The sequence below is a fragment of the Pseudomonas sp. BN415 genome (assembly GCF_029871195.1).
Lineage (GTDB): Bacteria > Pseudomonadota > Gammaproteobacteria > Pseudomonadales > Pseudomonadaceae > Metapseudomonas > Metapseudomonas resinovorans.
Genome location: NZ_SSOK01000005.1, coordinates 36,235 through 53,955 on the forward strand (window position 1 = coordinate 36,235; position 17,721 = coordinate 53,955).

Sequence of the window (17,721 nt, forward strand, 5' to 3'; positions counted from 1 at the left end):
CCGAAGCCCGGACCTTTCCGGGCTTTTTCATACGTCGCACACAGGTACGCCATGGATCACCACCTGACGCCGCTCGATGTCACCCAATTGCCCAGCTGGGCTGCGCTCCACCAGCATCGCCAGGACCTTGCTGGCTTCAGCCTGCGCCAGGCCTTCGCCGAAGACCCCGAGCGCTTCAAGCAATTCAGCCACAGCGCCTGTGGCCTGCTGCTGGACTTTTCGAAGAACCTGATCCGTACCGACACCCTGGACCTGCTGGTCAAGCTGGCGGAAGAAGCCCAGCTCGGCGACGCCATCAAGGCCATGTTTCGTGGCGACGTGATCAATGCCTCCGAGCGCCGCCCGGTACTGCACACTGCCCTGCGCCGCCCTATTGGGGACAAGGTGCGGGTCGACGGCATCGACGTGATGCCCGAAGTACACCGCGTCCTGCACCAGATGACCGAGCTGGTGGGTTACGTGCATAACGGCCTGTGGCGCGGCTACACCGAGAGGCCCATCACCGATGTGGTGAACATCGGCATCGGCGGTTCCTTCCTCGGCCCGCAACTGGTTTCCGAAGCGCTGCTGCCCTTCGCCCAGAAAGGCGTGCGTTGCCACTACCTGGCCAACATCGATGGCAGCGAGTTCCGCGAACTGGCCTGCCGCCTGAACGCCGAAACCACCCTCTTCATTGTTTCCAGCAAGTCTTTCGGCACCCTGGAAACCCTGAAGAACGCCCAGGCCGCGCGCGCCTGGTACCTGGCCCAGGGCGGCAGCGAGGAAGAGCTGTACCGGCACTTCATCGCCGTATCCAGCAACAAGGAAGCGGCTATCGCCTTTGGTATTCGCGAAGAGAACATCTTCCCCATGTGGGATTGGGTCGGCGGTCGCTACTCGCTCTGGTCCGCCATCGGCCTGCCGATCGCCATGTCCATTGGCATCTCCAACTTCAAGGAGCTGCTGTCCGGCGCCTACAGCATGGACCAGCACTTCCAGAGCACGCCCTTTGACCGCAACATCCCGGTGATCCTTGGCTTGCTCGGTGTCTGGTATGGCGACTTCTGGGGCGCACACAGCCACGCGATCCTGCCGTACGACTATTACCTGCGTAACTTCACCGATCACCTGCAACAGTTGGACATGGAATCCAACGGCAAGAGCGTGCGCCAGGACGGCACCCCGGTGACCGCTGGCACTGGCCCGGTGATCTGGGGCGGAGTCGGCTGCAACGGCCAGCACGCCTATCACCAGTTGCTGCATCAAGGCACTCAACTGATCCCGGCGGACTTCATCGTCCCCGTGTCCAGTTACAACCCGGTGGCCGACCACCATCAGTGGCTGTTCGCCAACTGCCTGTCTCAGAGCCAGGCCCTGATGCTCGGCAAGTCGCGCGATGAGGCCGAAGCCGAACTGCGCGCCAAGGGCCTGCCGGAAGACGAGGTGCAGCGCCTGGCGCCGCATAAGGTGGTGCCCGGCAACCGCCCGAGCAACACCCTGGTGGTGGAGCGCATCAGCCCGCGCCGCCTGGGTGCACTGATCGCCATGTACGAGCACAAGGTCTACGTGCAGAGTGTGCTCTGGGGCGTCAACGCCTTCGACCAATGGGGCGTGGAACTGGGCAAGGAACTTGGCAAGGCCGTCTATTCGCGCCTCACGGGCCAGGACGAAGCCCAAGCCGAAGACGGCTCTACCCAGGGCCTGATCGACTTCTTCCGCGCGCGCCATCGCGGCTGATCGTCACCCCACAGGAGGCCCACCCTGACCGGACCGCAGGTAGGCCCCAACCCTTGCGCCTACCGACAGAACCGCTGTCGGTAGGCGCAAGGCGTTAGCCCCATCTCCGGAGCAAACGCCGGGCGCAGGTTATTGCACTACCGAACCTGGTCTTTTCCGTCCTGCACCACCGCGACGCCCCGGTTCTCACCGCCTTCGTCGCCAGCGAGGCTGCCAGGGGGGCCACCCAGTTCGAGTATCCGCAGCGCTGAACGATCCGGCGGGCCTCGGGTTCAAATCTCAGTGGACACCCTTGAACCCGGTGACGGCTTGGATGCACCCTTGTCGCCATCGCGGCTACACAACAACAAGGACCCCGCCATGTACGAGATCAGCCTTCACCCCGTGCCAGATGCCGTGCGCAAGCACGCCCTTATCGACAACGATGCCTACCTGCGTCTCTACCAGCAGTCCATCGAGCAGCCCGAGTTGTTCTGGGGCGAGCAGGCAACCAGCTTTCTCACCTGGTTCAAGCCCTGGGAGCAACTGCATCACAGCGACCTGAAGAAGGGCGAAGCCGAGTGGTTCAAAGGCGGTAAGTTGAACGTCGCCTACAACTGCATCGATCGCCACCTGGAGCGGCGCGGCGAACAGGTCGCCATCATCTGGGAAGGCGACAACCCCAGCGAGTCCGCGCACATCACCTACCGCAAGCTGCACAGCCATGTCGCACGCCTGGCCAACGTCCTGAAGAGTCGTGGCGTGAAGAAAGGCGACCGGGTCTGCATCTACATGCCGATGATTCCTGAAGCGGCCTACGCCATGCTCGCCTGCGCACGTATCGGCGCGGTGCATTCGGTGGTGTTCGGCGGTTTCTCCCCTGACGCCCTGCGCGACCGCATCCTCGACGCCGACTGCCGCACCGTGATCACCGCCGATGAAGGCGTACGCGGTGGCAAGTACGTCCCGCTGAAGCAGAACGTCGACAAGGCCCTGAAGGATTGTCCGAAAGTGTCCTCGGTGTTGGTGGTCCAGCGAACCCAGGGCACGATTGACTGGGCCGAAGGACGCGACCTCTGGTATCACGAGGCCCTGCACGGGGCCAGCGAAGACTGCCCGCCGGAATGGATGGACGCCGAAGACCCGCTGTTCATCCTCTACACATCCGGCTCCACCGGCAAACCCAAGGGCGTGCTGCACACCACCGGCGGCTACCTGCTGGGTGCGGCGATGACCCACAAGTACGTGTTCGACTATCACGATGGCGACATCTACTGGTGCACCGCGGACGTGGGCTGGGTCACCGGTCACAGCTACATCGTCTACGGCCCCCTGGCCAACGCCGCCACCACCCTGATGTTCGAAGGCGTACCCAACTACCCGGACGCCTCTCGCTTCTGGCAGGTGATCGACAAGCACCAGGTGAACATCTTCTACACCGCCCCCACCGCCATCCGCGCACTGATGCGAGAAGGCGAAGACCCGGTGAGGAAGACCGCCCGTACCAGCCTGCGCCTGCTCGGCAGTGTCGGCGAGCCGATCAACCCGGAAGCCTGGGAGTGGTACTACAACGTGGTTGGCGACAAACGCTGTCCCATCGTCGACACCTGGTGGCAGACCGAGACCGGCAGCATCCTCATCACCCCGCTGCCCGGCGCCACGATGCTGAAACCCGGTTCGGCCACCCGCCCGTTCTTCGGTGTGCAGCCCGCGCTGCTGGACGAGAAAGGCAAGGAGATCGACGGCCCCGGAAGCGGCGTCCTGGCGATCAAGGCCAGTTGGCCGAGCCAGATTCGCAGCGTCTATGGCGACCACAAGCGGATGATCGATACCTATTTCTCCGCCTACCCCGGCTATTACTTCACCGGCGACGGTGCCCGACGTGACGAAGACGGTTACTACTGGATCACCGGCCGCGTGGATGACGTGATCAACGTCTCCGGCCACCGCATCGGCACGGCCGAGGTGGAGAGCGCGCTGGTGCTGCACGACGCCGTAGCCGAGGCTGCCGTGGTGGGTTACCCGCATGACCTCAAAGGCCAGGGCATCTACGCCTTTGTCACGCCGATGAAGGGTCTGGAACCCTCCGAAGCGCTGAAGAAAGAACTGCTGGCCCTGGTCAGCAAGGAAATCGGCAGCTTCGCCAAGCCCGAGCTGATCCAGTGGGCGCCGGGCTTGCCGAAGACCCGCTCGGGCAAGATCATGCGCCGCATCCTGCGCAAGATTGCCTGCAATGAGCTGGACAATCTCGGCGACACCTCCACCCTGGCCGACCCGTCGGTGGTGCAGAGCCTGATCGACAAGCGCCTGAACCCGTAAGACCCGCCATGGCGCCAGCTCCTCCGGGGGGCTGGCGCCTTTCGCTTGGAAACGCTTCTCCCATGGAATTCATTCGCCGCCGCATCGAAAGCCAGATCACCGGCCTCACCGGCCTCGCCCTCGGCCAGCTCGACTTCGAGAACCCCAAGGGCGACCCTGGCCTGTTCGGCCCAGACTCGGTGACCTGGAAAGTCCATGGCGACTTCACTTCGATGATGATCGGCGGCATCAGCGCGCTGCTTCTGCAGATGCTGCACCCCTTGGCGCTCTCCGGTGTCTGGGACCACTCCAATTTTCGCGAGGACATGCTCGGTCGCCTGCGCCGCACCGGCCAATTCATCTCCGGCACCACCTTTGGCACGGTCAAGGACGCCGACTGGCTGATTGACAAGGTGCGCACCATCCACTTGCAGGTGGTCGGCACCACCCCTGACGGCCGGCCCTACGCTGCCAGCGACCCGGCCCTGCTGACCTGGGTCCACGTGGCCGAGGTCAGCTGCTTTCTCAAGGCTCACCTGCGCTACCTCAACCCACACCTCTCGGGCGAAGACCAGGACCGCTACTACGCCGAGATCGCCCTTGTCGCCGAGCGTCTGGGCGCCGAAGAGGTACCGAAGTCCCGCCAGGAAGTAGCGGACTACCTGGACGCCATGCGTCCACAGCTACTCTGCGACGAGCGCAGCCTGGAAGTGGTGCGCCTCCTTCTCGGTGCCCCGGCACCCAGCGCCATGGCCAAGCCGTTCGGCGTCCTGATGATGCAGGCGGGAATCGACCTGCTGCCGGACTGGGCCAACGCCATGCTCGGCCTGCACCAGCACCCCTGGCAGCGGCGCGTGGTACGCGATCTGGTCTGGCAGGTGGCACCGCTGCTGCGCTGGGCCATGCGCAATGGTGCCGTCCATCGCGCGCGCCGCCGCATGGGGCTGCCGCCCCGCTAGCGGTGGGTCGGGCGACAATCCGCTTCGACCGGCACCGCGCCACGGCAGACTCGCTTTGTTAAACTGCGCGCCCCTTTTTGCGAGACGCCGCGCATGTCCTCCGCTCTCTCCCAGGCGCTGCGCGCCGCCCTCGACGCCCGTCAGCCTCTGCTGGCCGAACTCCATGCCCAAGGCACCGACTGCTACCGGCTGTTCCATGGCAGCCAGGAAGGCGCCCCCGGCCTGACCGTCGACCGCTACGGCCCGCAGCTGATGGTGCAGAGCTTCCACCAGTCACTGGAACGCGAGCCGCTGTTAGCACTGGCCGCCGAGGTGGACGCGTTCCTCGGCGAGAAACTGATGCTGGTCTACAACGACCGCTCCCAAGGCAATTCGCGCGTCGACCGCCGGGACCCGGTGTACCAGGCTGACGCCGCAGCCCTGGAAGACCTGGTGGGTCGCGAATGGGGACTGAACTATCGGGTACGCGGCCGCCATCCCGGCCAGGACCCGCTGCTATTCCTCGACCTGCGCAACGCCCGAGGCTGGGTCAAGGACAACAGCGCCGGGAAATCAGTACTCAACCTCTTCGCCTACACCTGTGGCGTCGGCCTGTGTGCGGCCGCCGGTGGCGCCAACGAGGTCTGGAACCTGGACTTTGCCGAGGGCAATCTGGCCGTCGGCCGCGAGAATGGTGCGCTGAACCCGGAGCTGGCGCCCATGCACTTCATCCAGTCCGATTACTTCCCTGCCATCCGCCAATTGGCCGGACAGCCCATCGCCCGCCGCCACGGCCAGCGCCTGCCCAGCTACATACGCCTGGAACAGCGCCAGTTCGACCTGGTGTTCCTCGATCCGCCGGCCTGGGCCAAGAGCGCCTTCGGTACCGTGGACCTGCTACGCGACTACCAGAGCCTGCTCAAGCCTGCCCTGCTGGCGACCGCCGAGAATGGCGTGCTGGTGTGCAGCAACAACCTGGCCAGAGTGGCCATGGAGGACTGGCGCGAGCAAGTGCTGCGCTGTGCCAGCAAACTGGGTCGACCGGTACGCGATTGCCAGCAGTTGGCACCCGCTTCCGACTTCCCCTCAAGCGATGGCCGCCCACCGCTCAAGACCCTGGTTCTTCAACTCTGAAGGCTGTGCGACAACGAGAGCCAACCGTCAGGCGGAACCCTGAGGCCGTGCCATAATCCAAGGCACTCTTTGCCGGGATAGTTGACGCCTCATGTACAAAGGATTGAAACGGGCCGCCTGCGCCCTGCTGATCGTCGTAGCCCTCTACAGTCTGCTTGGTTTTCTGATCATCCCGGGGATCGCCCTTCGGGTGGCCAACCAGCAACTGGCCCAATACGCCACCGTCCCCGCGCGGCTGGAACGCATCCAGCTCAACCCCTTCAGCCTGGAGCTGACGCTCTGGGGCCTGCACATCGGCGACGACAAGACCGAGCATCTCGGCTTCGAGCGCCTCTACGCCAACCTGCAACTGGACAGCCTCTGGTCCAATGCCCTGCACCTGGCGGATGTGGAGCTGGACAAGTCCACCACCGAGGTGCTGTTTGCCAAGGATGGGACGCTCAACCTGGCCCAGCTGTTCAAGCTGCCGCCCAGCGAACCCAAGCCAGAAGAGCCCGCGGGCGATCCCTTTCCGTTGCGAATCGACCGCATCGAGCTGAGCGAAGGCGGCCTGCACTTCGAAGACCAGCGCCCGAGCGAGCCGATCGAATTCGTCTACGACTCCCTCAACCTTGAGTTGCACAACCTCAGTACCCTGCCCGACGACAATGCCGAAATGTCGCTCGTGGCCACCGGTCCCTACGGCGGTCGTGTCGACTGGCAGGGCCAGATCAGCCTGGTGCCATTTTCCTCCAGCGGCCAGCTGAAGATTACTGACGGGAAGATGAAGGCCTTCTGGCCCTATGTTCGCGACGCCGTGCCCCTGGTCCTGGATAAAGGCATCATGAGCCTGTCCACCGACTACAGGCTGAGCCTGGCCGAGGGCACCCAGCTGAATCTGGACAAGATCTGGATCAAGGTCGCGCCCTTCGCCATCAAGGCGCCGGACAACCGCCCACTGGTCAACCTGGAAGTGCTGGAGGTCAGCGACAGCTCCCTGGACCTGGTCAAGCAGGAAGTGCTGATCGGCAAGATCCACAGCCAGAATCTGGAGACCTGGGCTGCCCGAGAATCGGATGGCCAGCTCGATTGGCAGAAGCTCTTCGCCAGCGAGGCCAAGCCCGCGCCCAAGGCCGAAGAGAAGCCCGCACCTGACCAGGCCGAGTCCAAGGACGAACCCGGCAAACCCTGGGTAGTGAAATTGCGTGAAACCCAGCTGCGCGGCTACAAGGTCCATCTCGCCGACCGAGTACCCAAGGACCCGGTACAACTGGAACTCGGCCCGCTGAACCTCGACCTCAAGGACTTCGACAGTCGCGGCGAAACACCCTTCAACCTCAGCCTCGACACCGGACTCGGCAAGCAGGGCAAGGTGCAGGCGGTTGGCCAGGTCCAGCTCAAACCGACCACTGCCAAGCTGCAGGTGCAGACCCGCGACGTCGATTTGCGGGTCGCACAGGCCTACCTCAGCCCCTTCGTGCGCCTGGAACTGCGCAGCGGCATGCTCGACAGCGACGTCAACGTCGACCTCAAGAGCACCGAGCCGCTGGCCCTGGGCATCACCGGCCGGGCGCTGGTCAACCAGCTGCATACCCTGGATACGATCAAGGAACGCGATTTCGTCAGATGGCAGCAGCTGCTGGTGGATGGCCTCAACTACCAGCATGGCGACAGCCTGAACATCGACAAGGTGAGCCTGAACCAGCCCTACGCGCGCTTCATCATCAACGAAGACCTGACCACCAACGCCAGCGACCTGGTGATCAAGCAACCTACCGAAGCCGGCGCCCAAGCCACCGCCCCCACCAAACCGGAACCCGCCGGCAAGCCCCTGGGTATTCGTATCGGTGGCATCGACATCAAGGACGGCTCGGCGAACTTCGCCGACTTCAGCCTGACGCCGAACTTCGCCACCGCCATCCAGCAGCTCAATGGCGAAATCGGCACCCTCGACAACCGTAATCCCAAGCCCGCCAAGGTAGCGGTGAACGGCAAAGTGGACCGCTATGCGCCAGTGACCATCAAGGGCAGCCTGAACCCCTTCGACCCGCTGGACAGCCTCGACATCGCCACCAGCTTCAAGCGTGTAGAGCTGACCACCCTGACGCCCTATTCCGGCAAGTTCGCCGGCTACCGCATCCGCAAGGGCAGGTTGAACCTGGACCTGCACTACCAGATCGAGAAGGGTCAGTTGAAGGCCGAGAACCATCTGGTACTGGAACAGCTGCAGCTCGGTGAGCAGGTCTCCAGCCCCGACGCAGTCGACCTGCCGGTGCGCCTGGCTGTGGCCCTGCTCAAGGACACCGAAGGCAAGATCGATATCTCGCTTCCAGTGGCCGGTAACCTCAACGATCCGCAATTCAGCGTCGCCCCGATCGTCTGGCAGACCCTGCGCAACCTGGTGCTGCGCGCTGTGCAGGCGCCGTTCAACTTTGTCGCCGGGCTGGTGGGCGGCAGCAGCGAAGACCTCGGCCAGGTGCCCTTCCCGGCCGGCAGCAGCGAGCTGGACGCCGAGGCACAGAAGTCGCTGGATACCCTGGCCGACGCGTTGAAAAAGCGTCCAACCCTGCGCCTGGAAGTGGAAGGCGCCAGCGCCAAGACCGTCGACGGTCCCCTGCTGGCGGAGCAACGCCTGAATCGGGAGTTCCAGAGCACCTACTACAAGATCGCCCAGCGCCGGGGCGACAAGGTTCCGACCGAGGCCAGCCAGATCGAAGTCCCGGAAGACGAGAAGGCGCCTATGCTGGAAGGTATCTACCGCACCCGCCTGAAGCAGCAGCCGCCGGCCGAGTGGAAAGACCTGGACAGCGACCAGCGCGCCGCCAAACTGCGCGAGGCCGTGCTGGTTTCCTGGGCCCAGAGCGATTTGCTGCTCCGCCAGTTGGGCCAAGCTCGCGCCGCCAGCATCAAGGATTACCTGGTGGATCGCGGCGGCCTCGCAGACGACCGCATCTTCCTGCTGGACGTCAGCCTGGTGGAGCCCAACCAGGCTGGAGAGGTGATCTCGCCCCTGCATCTGGACAGTGAATAGGAGGCCCCATGCGCACGCTGCCGTTCGCCCTGCTGGCGCTCGTCCTGGCCACACCGGCCGGGGCCGAGACCATGCGCTGCGGCAGCAAGCTGATCAGCATCGGCGACCGCACCTTCGAAGTCCTACAGAAGTGCGGCGAGCCGGTGCATCGCGACCTGGTCGGTTACACCCTGGGCTCCTACGACCGACGCGAGTTCAGCGTGGAAGAGTGGGTCTACGGACCCAACAACGGCATGCTCAGCATCCTCACCTTCGAGGGCAATCGCCTGGTGCGCATCGAAACACGGCGCAGCCGCTGACGCCACAAGGCCACCCGGTGTAGGCTTTAAACACCTCCACCAACTCGGACATCCCCGTGAAACCCCGCCCCCTGCTCTGGCTACCCCTGCTGCTGGCACTGGGCAACGCCCAGGCATCGTCCACCCTGCGCTGCAACAGCAACCTCATCAGCCTTGACGACACGACCAGCGAAGTACTGGAAAAGTGCGGCGAGCCAGTCAGCCGCGCAGACCTGGGCTTCCGGGAGGTGGTCGACAGGTACAACATGCGCAACGAGGTGCGAGTGGAAGAGTGGATCTACGGGCCGCGCAACGGGATGTACCAGTTCCTCCGTTTCGAGGGTAATCGCCTGCGCAATATCAGCAGTAAACGGAGCAACTGACAGGCTCTCAGACTGGATGCTAGGCTCTTCGGCTGTTTACCTCAGGACAGGATGCCCGCCAAATGAAAGCCCTCGTTTGCCTCTTCGCAACCGCCCTTCTCCTGGCCTCAGAGGCCAATGCCAGCACCTTCCGCTGCGAAAGCAAACTGGTCAGCGTCGGCGACCGTAGCGTCGAGGTCCAGCGCAAGTGCGGCGACCCCGCTTCGCGCAGCTTTATTGGCTACACGGAAACCAGCAGCGGACGCCAGGAGATGCAGACGGAAGAATGGGTCTACGGTCCCAGCAACGGCATGTACTACTACCTGAGATTCGTTGGCGGCCGCCTCAACCAGATCGATAGCAAGCGCGACTGAGGCGCGCGCGATGATCATTCTCCCTGCCGATCAACCCCTGGACTGGCGACGACCGCCGGTCATCACCCTGCTGCTGATCCTGCTCAATACGCTGATCTACATCGTCTACCAGGGCGGCGACCAGGCGCGGGGACAAGAGGCGCAGCAGCTCTATCTGGATGGCGGCTTGCTCAATCGAGAGCGCGCCCTGTTCGTCGATCACCTGGTGGAACGCGAGAAGTTCGACGCGGACCAGCGCCGCGCCATCGACGCCATGCGCCGCCAGGACCTCGCGACCATCATCCTCCGCGACCTGGAGTTCGAGGACTGGCTGCACCGCTCCCCGGCCTATCAAGCTGACCCTGACTGGCAGCAGGCGCGACAGAAGGCCGAGGCGGCACGGGACAGAATCAGCGCCCAGCGCTTCGGCTTCATCCCCAACAAGTTCAGCGTTCAAGGACTGTTCGGCGCGATGTTCCTGCATGGCAGCTTCGATCACCTGTTGGGCAACATGATCTTCCTGTTCATCTGCGGCTTCGCGCTGGAAGCGGCCCTGGGGCGCTGGGTCTACCTCGGCCTCTACCTGGCCAGCGGCCTCGCCTCGCACCTGCTCTGGTGGGCCCTGGACCCGGTCTGGGTAGCAGGTATCGGCGCCTCGGGGGCGGTCTCAGGCTTGATGGGCATGACCATCGGCATCTACGGCCTGCGCAAGATCAGGTTCTTCTACTGGCTCGGCCCTTTGATCGGTTACTTCAAGGCGCCCGCCCTGTGGATACTGCCCGCCTGGCTCGGCAAGGAGCTGTATGGCGTGCTGTCGGCCGACGATCACGTGAACTACTACGCCCACCTCGGAGGCCTCGCCTTCGGCTTCCTCGCCACCTGGTTGTTACACCTGGCGGGCTTGATCAAAGTCGACAAGGTCTACCTGAACAAGGAAGACCCGGACGCCCCCTTCAAGCGAGAGCTCGCCGCTCTGGATCAACTGATCAGTCGCTTCGCCCTTGATCAGGCCGCCCCCCGTGGTCTTGACCTGTTGCAACGCTATCCCGGCCGGCTGCCACTGCTGGAACGCCTCTATCCGCTGGCCAAGAGCCGCCAGGACAAGCCGCTGCTGACTGCCGTACTGAAGCAGCTGTTCAACCTGCCGGAGCAGACCGCCGCTCTGCCGCTGCTGCAGAAACTGGCGGACGATGTCGCCGACCCGCAACAACGCCTGCTGCAGCACCCCGCCGTGCTCCTGCACCTACTGCAGCGACTGATCAAGGCCGGCGACAGCACCCGCGCCCTGGCGCCCTGGCGCCGGCTTTGCCAGGCAAGCCCAGTGCCGTCTCAGCTCCCAAGCCTGACGCTGCAACTGGCCAAGCAACTGGGGCAGCGCCAGGACCTGCGCGGCGTGAGCGAGCTGGGCCAGTACCTGCGCAAAGCCTTCCCCGAAGCGGAACAGACCCGCCAGTTGGCCCTCTACCAGCAGCACCTGGCGCGCTAATCGCAGCCAACGACAAGGCCCCGCAACTGCGGGGCCTTGTCTTCCTACCCGATCTACCCGGAATTACTCGGCGGACTTCAGGCCGTCGGCGGAAACCGCGGTGACGCCTTTGATGTTCTTGGTCGTCTCGATGGCCAGATCACGCTCGGCATCGGTCTTCACCGTCGCGGACAGCGCGACCACGCCCTGGTTGGTTTCAACCTTGATATCCATGCCGCTGAGGTTCTTGTCGGCCAGGAAGGTGGATTTGACCTTGCTGGTGATCCAGGTATCGGAGACCGCCTCTTCGGCTTTCTGCATGGTCTCGCTGGCTGCCAACATCGTGTGACCGCTGGTTTCTGCGTGGACGCCGGCCGCGAACGGCAGGCTCAGGGCGGCAGCAGTGACAGCGGCAAAGGTCCACTGGGTGAAAGACTGTTTCATGAGGTAGGTCTCCTCTCTTCTTCGGAACATCTGCAGCAAACTCCCGACTGCAGGGTCACCAAGAATGTCGCAAGGCCTGTGCCAGCTTCCTAAGAACAGAAAAACCCTATAAAAACAAAGGCATAAGCTCATCAATCAGGATCAACCTGCATGCAGTCTGCAAGTTCGCTCCCCGCTCGCCTTGCAGACTGCACGATGAAGCCCGAATCCTCAGCCAGAGCTGCTCAACCGCGCAATGGTGGTTTCTAGCGCACTGATCTGGTCGACCAGCGGCGAGGCGGGATACCGCGCGCGGACATAGGCCAGCAGCTTCTGCGCAGGCTCCAATTGCCCCAGGCCCTCAGCGAAGCCACGGGCCGCGAGCAAGTAAGCGCGAGGGATGTGCGGGTAATCAGGGAAGCGCTGGTGGAGATTGCGCAGCAGGCTCAGGCCCTCGCGCACTTTGTGGCGATCCAGCAGCGCCGCGGCGACCTGCTCGCAGACCAGGGCGTCAGCCGGCAGGAAGTCGGCCTTGAATTGGCGGGCATTGAGCACCGCGGTGGCGGCCAGGGCCGGAGTCTGCCGGGCGGCCAGGGGCAGATAATGATCCAGGTGGCGCAGGCAACGCTCTTGGGCACCCAAGCCAAACAGCAGTTGGTGGTAGCGCTCATTCAGACGCAGGTCATCAGGATCGCGGTGCAGCGCGTTGGCGAGCGTTTCCAGGGCGCCGTCGCTCTGTCCTTCCTTCAGGCGAATCTCGGCATCGGCCAGGGCCTTGCGACGGCGCCATTCGTTCTCCGGCAGTCCCTGCTGGGTGCCTTCTTCAGCAATTGCGAAACCTAGGGCGCCCTGATACTGGAACACGGCGTAGCCCATCATGCTGCACATCACCACGCCGAAGTAACCGAACAGGAACGTGGCGATGGGCATCAGCACCACCTTGGGCAGACCGCTGGAAAGCATCCAGGCCACATAGCCGGGAGACTGCCAGAGGATGAAGAGGAAGGCGCAGAGAATAAGGTAACGCCAGCCCATCGCCTTGATCACCTCGCCGACCTGGTCGGGACTCAGCGCCGCCCCCAGTTCCTTGCTCAACGCCAAACGGATGATGCTGGCCGGCAGCAGCAGGACGATAGCGATGTTCACCACCCAGAACAGGGTCTCGCTGTTGAAGTCCGCGGCCAGCCAGAGCGCACCGAAGGCGATGGCGAACACCAGCATCTGCTTGAAGAACAGCGAGAAGCCTTCGCCGCTGAAGGCACTGATCAGGCTCGGCGCCTCGCGCTCGCCTTCGCTACTGGCCTCGATGACACTGTGGAAGTACTTGGTGGCGACACTCAACAGGGCAACCCAGAGAATGAGCGAGCGCGGCATGAACAGGCCGGCCAGGGCCAGTAGCGCGCTGAACGCCAGCGGTCCCGCCTGCATGCCATAGCCGAAGAATTGAGGCAGACGCTCCCAGAAGGGCTGGGCAGTATTGGCAGCGCCGAGGAAGGTCAACTGACTACGACATAGCGGACACGCCGGGCTGTCATCCGGGGCGTCGGCATTGAGTGGGATGCAGCAGTCGCCAAAATGACGCTGACAGGGCACACAGTGCCACGTCGAGGGTTGGGCGGGGTGGTACTGGCAGAGCGTCTTGTCCATGACTGTTCCAGGTACGATGGCGGTTCGCCATTCTCCTGGCAAAAAAAGAGGGCCCGCAAGGGGCCCTCTCTTTTATCGGCTGGCGGTTATCAGACGCCGGAAGCCTCGGCAGCTTCCACGTCCTTCATCGACAGCTTGATTCGACCGCGGTTGTCGACGTCGAGAACCAGGACTTTGACTTCCTGGCCTTCCTGCAGCACGTCGGTTACCTTGTCGATGCGCTTGTCGCTGATCTGCGAGATGTGCACCAGACCGTCCTTGCCCGGCAGGATGTTTACAAAGGCACCGAAGTCAACGATGCGCTCGACCTTGCCGACGTACACCTTGCCGATTTCGGCTTCAGCGGTGATGCCCAGAACGCGCTGACGCGCAGCCTCGGCAGCTTCCTTGGTCTCGCCGAAGATCTTCACGCTGCCATCGTCTTCGATGTCGATGGAGGCCTTGGTCTCTTCGCAGATCGAACGGATGGTGGCGCCGCCCTTGCCGATGACGTCACGAATCTTGTCGGTGTCGATCTTCATCGCGATCATGGTCGGAGCGTTGGCCGACAGCTCGCTGCGGGACTGGGCAATGATCTGGTTCATCTGGCCGAGGATGTTCAGGCGCGCTTCCAGAGCCTGCTCCAGGGCGATCTCCATGATCTCTTCGGTAATGCCGTTGATCTTGATGTCCATCTGCAGCGCGGTCACGCCCTTGGCGGTACCGGCTACCTTGAAGTCCATGTCGCCCAGGTGGTCTTCGTCACCGAGGATGTCGGTCAGGACGGCAAACTTGTCGCCTTCCTTGACCAGACCCATGGCGATACCGGCAACCGGGGCCTTCATCGGCACACCGGCGTCCATTAGGGCCAGGGAGGCGCCGCAGACGGAAGCCATGGAGCTGGAACCGTTGGATTCGGTGATCTCGGAAACCACGCGGATGGTATAGGGGAACTCGTCGCCTTTCGGCAGCATGGCGGAAACGCCACGACGGGCCAGACGACCGTGGCCGATTTCACGGCGACCGGCGCTGCCCATACGGCCGCACTCACCCACCGAGAAGGGCGGGAAGTTGTAGTGCAGCATGAAGGCGTCCTTGCGCTCGCCTTCCAGGGTGTCCAGCAGCTGTGCATCGCGGGCGGTGCCAAGGGTGGCAACGACCAGGGCCTGGGTTTCGCCGCGGGTGAACAGGGCGGAACCGTGGGTTTTGTCCAGCACGCCGACTTCGATCTTCAGCGGACGTACGGTGCGGGTGTCACGGCCGTCGATACGCGGCTTGCCGTTGACGATGTTCTCGCGAACGGTGCGGTATTCCAGCAGGCCGAAGGCATCCTTCACTTCACCAGCCGGGAACTGACCGTCTTCCTCGCCAACGAAACGGGCGATGACCTGGTCACGCAGCTCGTCCAGGCGGTTGTAGCGATCCTGCTTGATGGTGATGGTGTAAGCCTGGGAGATGGCTTCGCCAAACTCGGCCTTGATGGCGCTGAGCAGGGCGGTGTTCTCGGCAGGAGCGCTCCAGTTCCAGGTCGGCTTGCCGGCTTCGGCAGCAAACTCCTTGACCGCGTTGATCACGGACTGGAATTCCTGGTGGGCGAACAGCACGGCGCCCAGCATCTGGTCTTCGGTCAGCTCTTGCGCTTCGGACTCAACCATCAGCACGGCGTCTTCGGTACCGGCAACGACCATGTCCAGGGCAGAGGCTTTCAGCTGCTCGTAGTTCGGGTTCAGCAGGTAGCCGGTCTCTTCGTGGTAGGCCACGCGAGCGGCGCCGATCGGGCCGCTGAACGGGATGCCGGAGATGGCCAGGGCGGCAGAGGTACCGATCATGGCGGCGATATCCGGATCGGTCTTCTTGTTGGTGGAAACCACGGTGCAGATGACCTGCACTTCGTTCAGGAAACCTTCCGGGAACAGCGGGCGGATCGGACGGTCGATCAGGCGCGAGGTCAGGGTTTCCTTCTCGGAAGGACGGCCTTCACGCTTGAAGAAACCACCGGGTATACGGCCGGCAGCGTAGGTTTTCTCTTGGTAGTGGACGGACAGCGGGAAGAAACCCTTGCCCGGGTCGGCTTGCTTGGCGCCAACCACAGTCACCAGTACGGTGACATCTTCGTCCATGGTGACCAGAACGGCACCGGAGGCTTGACGGGCGATACGGCCAGTCTCGAGGGTAACGGTCGATTGACCGAACTGGAACTTCTTGATTACCGGGTTCACGGTGTTTTCCTTCTCTGTGTTGCCTTGGGGGAAATGGTGGGAGTGTCGGGAGTCGGACCCGTTTCAATCCCCTAAAAAACCAGAAGCTGGAAAGCCGAAAGCTGGAACGATGTCCAGCTTCCGGTTTTCCAGCTTCCAGCTCATCTGTGTCGCTTAGCGACGCAGACCCAGACGACCGATCAGGGCGCTGTAACGAGTGGTGTCCTTACCCTTCAGGTAGTCCAGCAGCTTGCGGCGCTGGTTAACCATGCGGATCAGACCACGACGGGAGTGGTGGTCTTTGCCGTTGGCCTTGAAGTGATCCTGCAGCTTGTTGATGTTGGCGGTCAGCAGGGCAACCTGCACTTCCGGAGAACCGGTATCGCCTTCAGCTTGCTTGTACTCGTTAACGATCTGGGCTTTTTCAGTAACGCTCAGTGCCATGATGGGCTTCCTCTGAGAGTAATAGGCCGGGACCTGTGTCCCGTGTTCAAAAAAGAGGATTGACCGTGCCTATTAACAGCCATCCTCGGATCGGTCATTCCGACCGAATCAGTCGACGCGGCGCTACGCGCCCGTCATCGCTCACTTCACCGATACCGATGAAGCGACCGGTATGATCCTGCACTCGCATCATGCCGAACTTCGGCGCTTCCGGAGCCCGCACCGGCTGACCGTGAAGCCAGTAGTAGGCGCTGTGCTCTGTCAGCTGGATCAGCGGCCAGTGTTCCAATCCGCTGTCGACCGGCAGGAGGAACTGGTCCAGTGCCTCGTTGCCGCCTTCGGCGTGGGCCTTCTCCAGTGTCTCCAGACTGATCGCCTGGTCCAACCCGAAGGGGCCTGCCTGGGTCCGGCGCAGTTCTGCTACGTGGGCTCCGCATCCCAGGGCCTGGCCGAGATCCTCGACCAGGGTACGGATATAGGTGCCCTTGCTGCAGGCTACGGCCAATCTTGCCTGGCTATTCTCGCACGCCAGCAAATCCAGGCGCGCAATAGTAACAGAACGCGCCTCGCGCTCCACTACTTCGCCAGCACGCGCCAGCTTGTACAACGGTTGACCGTCCTTCTTCAGAGCCGAGTACATCGGTGGTATCTGCTTGATTTCGCCACGAAAACGCGGCAATTGCGCTTCGATATCCCCGCGACCGACGGTCACCTCGCGACGCTCGATCACTTCACCCTCGGCATCGCCCGTGGAGGTAGTGACCCCTAGTTGAGCCAGGGTTTCGTAACCCTTGTCGGCATCCAGCAGGTACTGGGAGAACTTCGTCGCCTCTCCGAAGCACAACGGCAGAACGCCGGTCGCGAGCGGGTCGAGACTGCCGGTATGACCGGCCTTCTCGGCATTGAGCAGCCAGCGCACTTTCTGCAGCGCAGCGTTGGAACTCATGCCGCGCGGCTTGTCGAGGATCAGCACGCCGCTGATGTTACGGCGGATTCGTTTTACCTGGGCCACGCCATTACTCCTCGTCGTTGCCCGGGTGCTTGCGATCTTCCGCCACAGCGCGCTCGATCAGCGCCGACAGCTCAGCACCGCGACGGATGCTGGCGTCGTAGTGGAAGTGCAGTTGCGGTACGCTGCGCAGCTTCATGGCCTTGCCCAGCTGCATGCGCAGGAAACCGGCGGCATCCTGGAGGATGTCGCGGTTCAACTCGACCTTCTCGGCATTGTCGTCCTGGCCCATCACGGTGATGAACACCTTGGCGTGGGACAGGTCGCGGCTCACGTCCACCGCAGTAATGGTCACCAGACCCAAGCGCGGGTCCTTGATCTCACGCTGAATCAGCAGCGCCAGTTCACGCTGCATCTGATCACCGATGCGTTGGGTACGGCTGTAGTCTTTAGCCATTTCGTATCACTCATGAACACTTAAAAAGCCAAAAGCCAGGAGTAGAAAGCGATGGCTTCCAGCTCCTGGCTCCCGGCTTGTGGCAAGCGCG

General features: G+C 63.1%; 15 protein-coding genes. 9 read left to right on the top strand and 6 right to left on the bottom strand.

Translation table 11 applies throughout. The features are described from left to right. Window positions 1-51: 51 nt before the first annotated feature. The 9 genes from pgi to E8F20_RS01135 all read left to right on the top strand — a co-directional run bounded on the left by pgi (window position 52) and on the right by E8F20_RS01135 (window position 11,554). A complete protein-coding gene (gene pgi, locus E8F20_RS01095; protein ID WP_280282055.1) occupies window positions 52-1,716 on the top strand; it encodes a glucose-6-phosphate isomerase in 1,665 nt (554 codons plus the stop codon). Between the two features lie 360 nt (window positions 1,717-2,076). After that, window positions 2,077-4,014: an acetate--CoA ligase gene (gene acs / locus E8F20_RS01100; protein WP_280282056.1), complete on the top strand. Its 1,938-nt coding sequence runs from the start codon at window positions 2,077-2,079 to the stop codon at window positions 4,012-4,014. Between the two features lie 62 nt (window positions 4,015-4,076). Then, complete coding sequence (locus tag E8F20_RS01105) at window positions 4,077-4,952, top strand: oxygenase MpaB family protein (RefSeq protein ID WP_280282057.1); 876 nt, start codon at window positions 4,077-4,079, stop codon at window positions 4,950-4,952. 93 nt (window positions 4,953-5,045) lie between these two features. Beyond that, entirely contained in the window at window positions 5,046-6,065 is a 1,020-nt protein-coding gene (locus tag E8F20_RS01110; protein ID WP_280282058.1) for a class I SAM-dependent methyltransferase, read from the top strand. A gap of 91 nt (window positions 6,066-6,156) precedes the next feature. Then, on the top strand, window positions 6,157-9,075 hold the full coding sequence (locus E8F20_RS01115; protein ID WP_280282060.1) for a DUF748 domain-containing protein: 2,919 nt from the start codon (window positions 6,157-6,159) through the stop codon (window positions 9,073-9,075). A gap of 8 nt (window positions 9,076-9,083) precedes the next feature. After that, window positions 9,084-9,374: a DUF2845 domain-containing protein gene (locus E8F20_RS01120; protein ID WP_280282061.1), complete on the top strand. Its 291-nt coding sequence runs from the start codon at window positions 9,084-9,086 to the stop codon at window positions 9,372-9,374. A 56-nt stretch (window positions 9,375-9,430) separates the two neighbouring features. Next, window positions 9,431-9,736 carry a DUF2845 domain-containing protein gene (locus tag E8F20_RS01125; RefSeq protein ID WP_280282062.1) on the top strand — a complete coding sequence of 102 codons (306 nt, stop codon included), beginning with the start codon at window positions 9,431-9,433 and terminating at the stop codon, window positions 9,734-9,736. Between the two features lie 62 nt (window positions 9,737-9,798). Continuing rightward, on the top strand, window positions 9,799-10,089 hold the full coding sequence (locus E8F20_RS01130; RefSeq protein WP_280282063.1) for a DUF2845 domain-containing protein: 291 nt from the start codon (window positions 9,799-9,801) through the stop codon (window positions 10,087-10,089). Between the two features lie 10 nt (window positions 10,090-10,099). After that, window positions 10,100-11,554 (top strand): rhomboid family intramembrane serine protease, encoded by a 1,455-nt coding sequence (locus tag E8F20_RS01135; protein WP_280282064.1) that lies wholly within the window; start codon window positions 10,100-10,102, stop codon window positions 11,552-11,554. Between the two features lie 63 nt (window positions 11,555-11,617). Here E8F20_RS01135 and E8F20_RS01140 read toward each other — a convergent pair whose 3' ends face one another. From E8F20_RS01140 to rbfA, 6 genes are all read right to left on the bottom strand, one after another. After that, window positions 11,618-11,977, bottom strand: coding sequence for a BON domain-containing protein (locus tag E8F20_RS01140; protein WP_280282065.1), 360 nt, complete (start codon window positions 11,975-11,977; stop codon window positions 11,618-11,620). Between the two features lie 210 nt (window positions 11,978-12,187). Then, entirely contained in the window at window positions 12,188-13,603 is a 1,416-nt protein-coding gene (locus E8F20_RS01145) for a hypothetical protein (RefSeq protein WP_280282066.1), read from the bottom strand. 89 nt (window positions 13,604-13,692) lie between these two features. Next, window positions 13,693-15,801, bottom strand: coding sequence for a polyribonucleotide nucleotidyltransferase (pnp, locus tag E8F20_RS01150; RefSeq protein ID WP_280282067.1), 2,109 nt, complete (start codon window positions 15,799-15,801; stop codon window positions 13,693-13,695). Window positions 15,802-15,954: 153 nt separating this feature from the next. Continuing rightward, window positions 15,955-16,224 (bottom strand): 30S ribosomal protein S15, encoded by a 270-nt coding sequence (gene rpsO, locus E8F20_RS01155; protein WP_111260160.1) that lies wholly within the window; start codon window positions 16,222-16,224, stop codon window positions 15,955-15,957. 94 nt (window positions 16,225-16,318) lie between these two features. After that, window positions 16,319-17,236, bottom strand: coding sequence for a tRNA pseudouridine(55) synthase TruB (gene truB, locus E8F20_RS01160; RefSeq protein ID WP_280282068.1), 918 nt, complete (start codon window positions 17,234-17,236; stop codon window positions 16,319-16,321). A gap of 4 nt (window positions 17,237-17,240) precedes the next feature. Continuing rightward, window positions 17,241-17,630 carry a 30S ribosome-binding factor RbfA gene (gene rbfA, locus E8F20_RS01165; RefSeq protein ID WP_028630014.1) on the bottom strand — a complete coding sequence of 130 codons (390 nt, stop codon included), beginning with the start codon at window positions 17,628-17,630 and terminating at the stop codon, window positions 17,241-17,243. Between the last annotated feature and the right edge of the window lie 91 nt (window positions 17,631-17,721).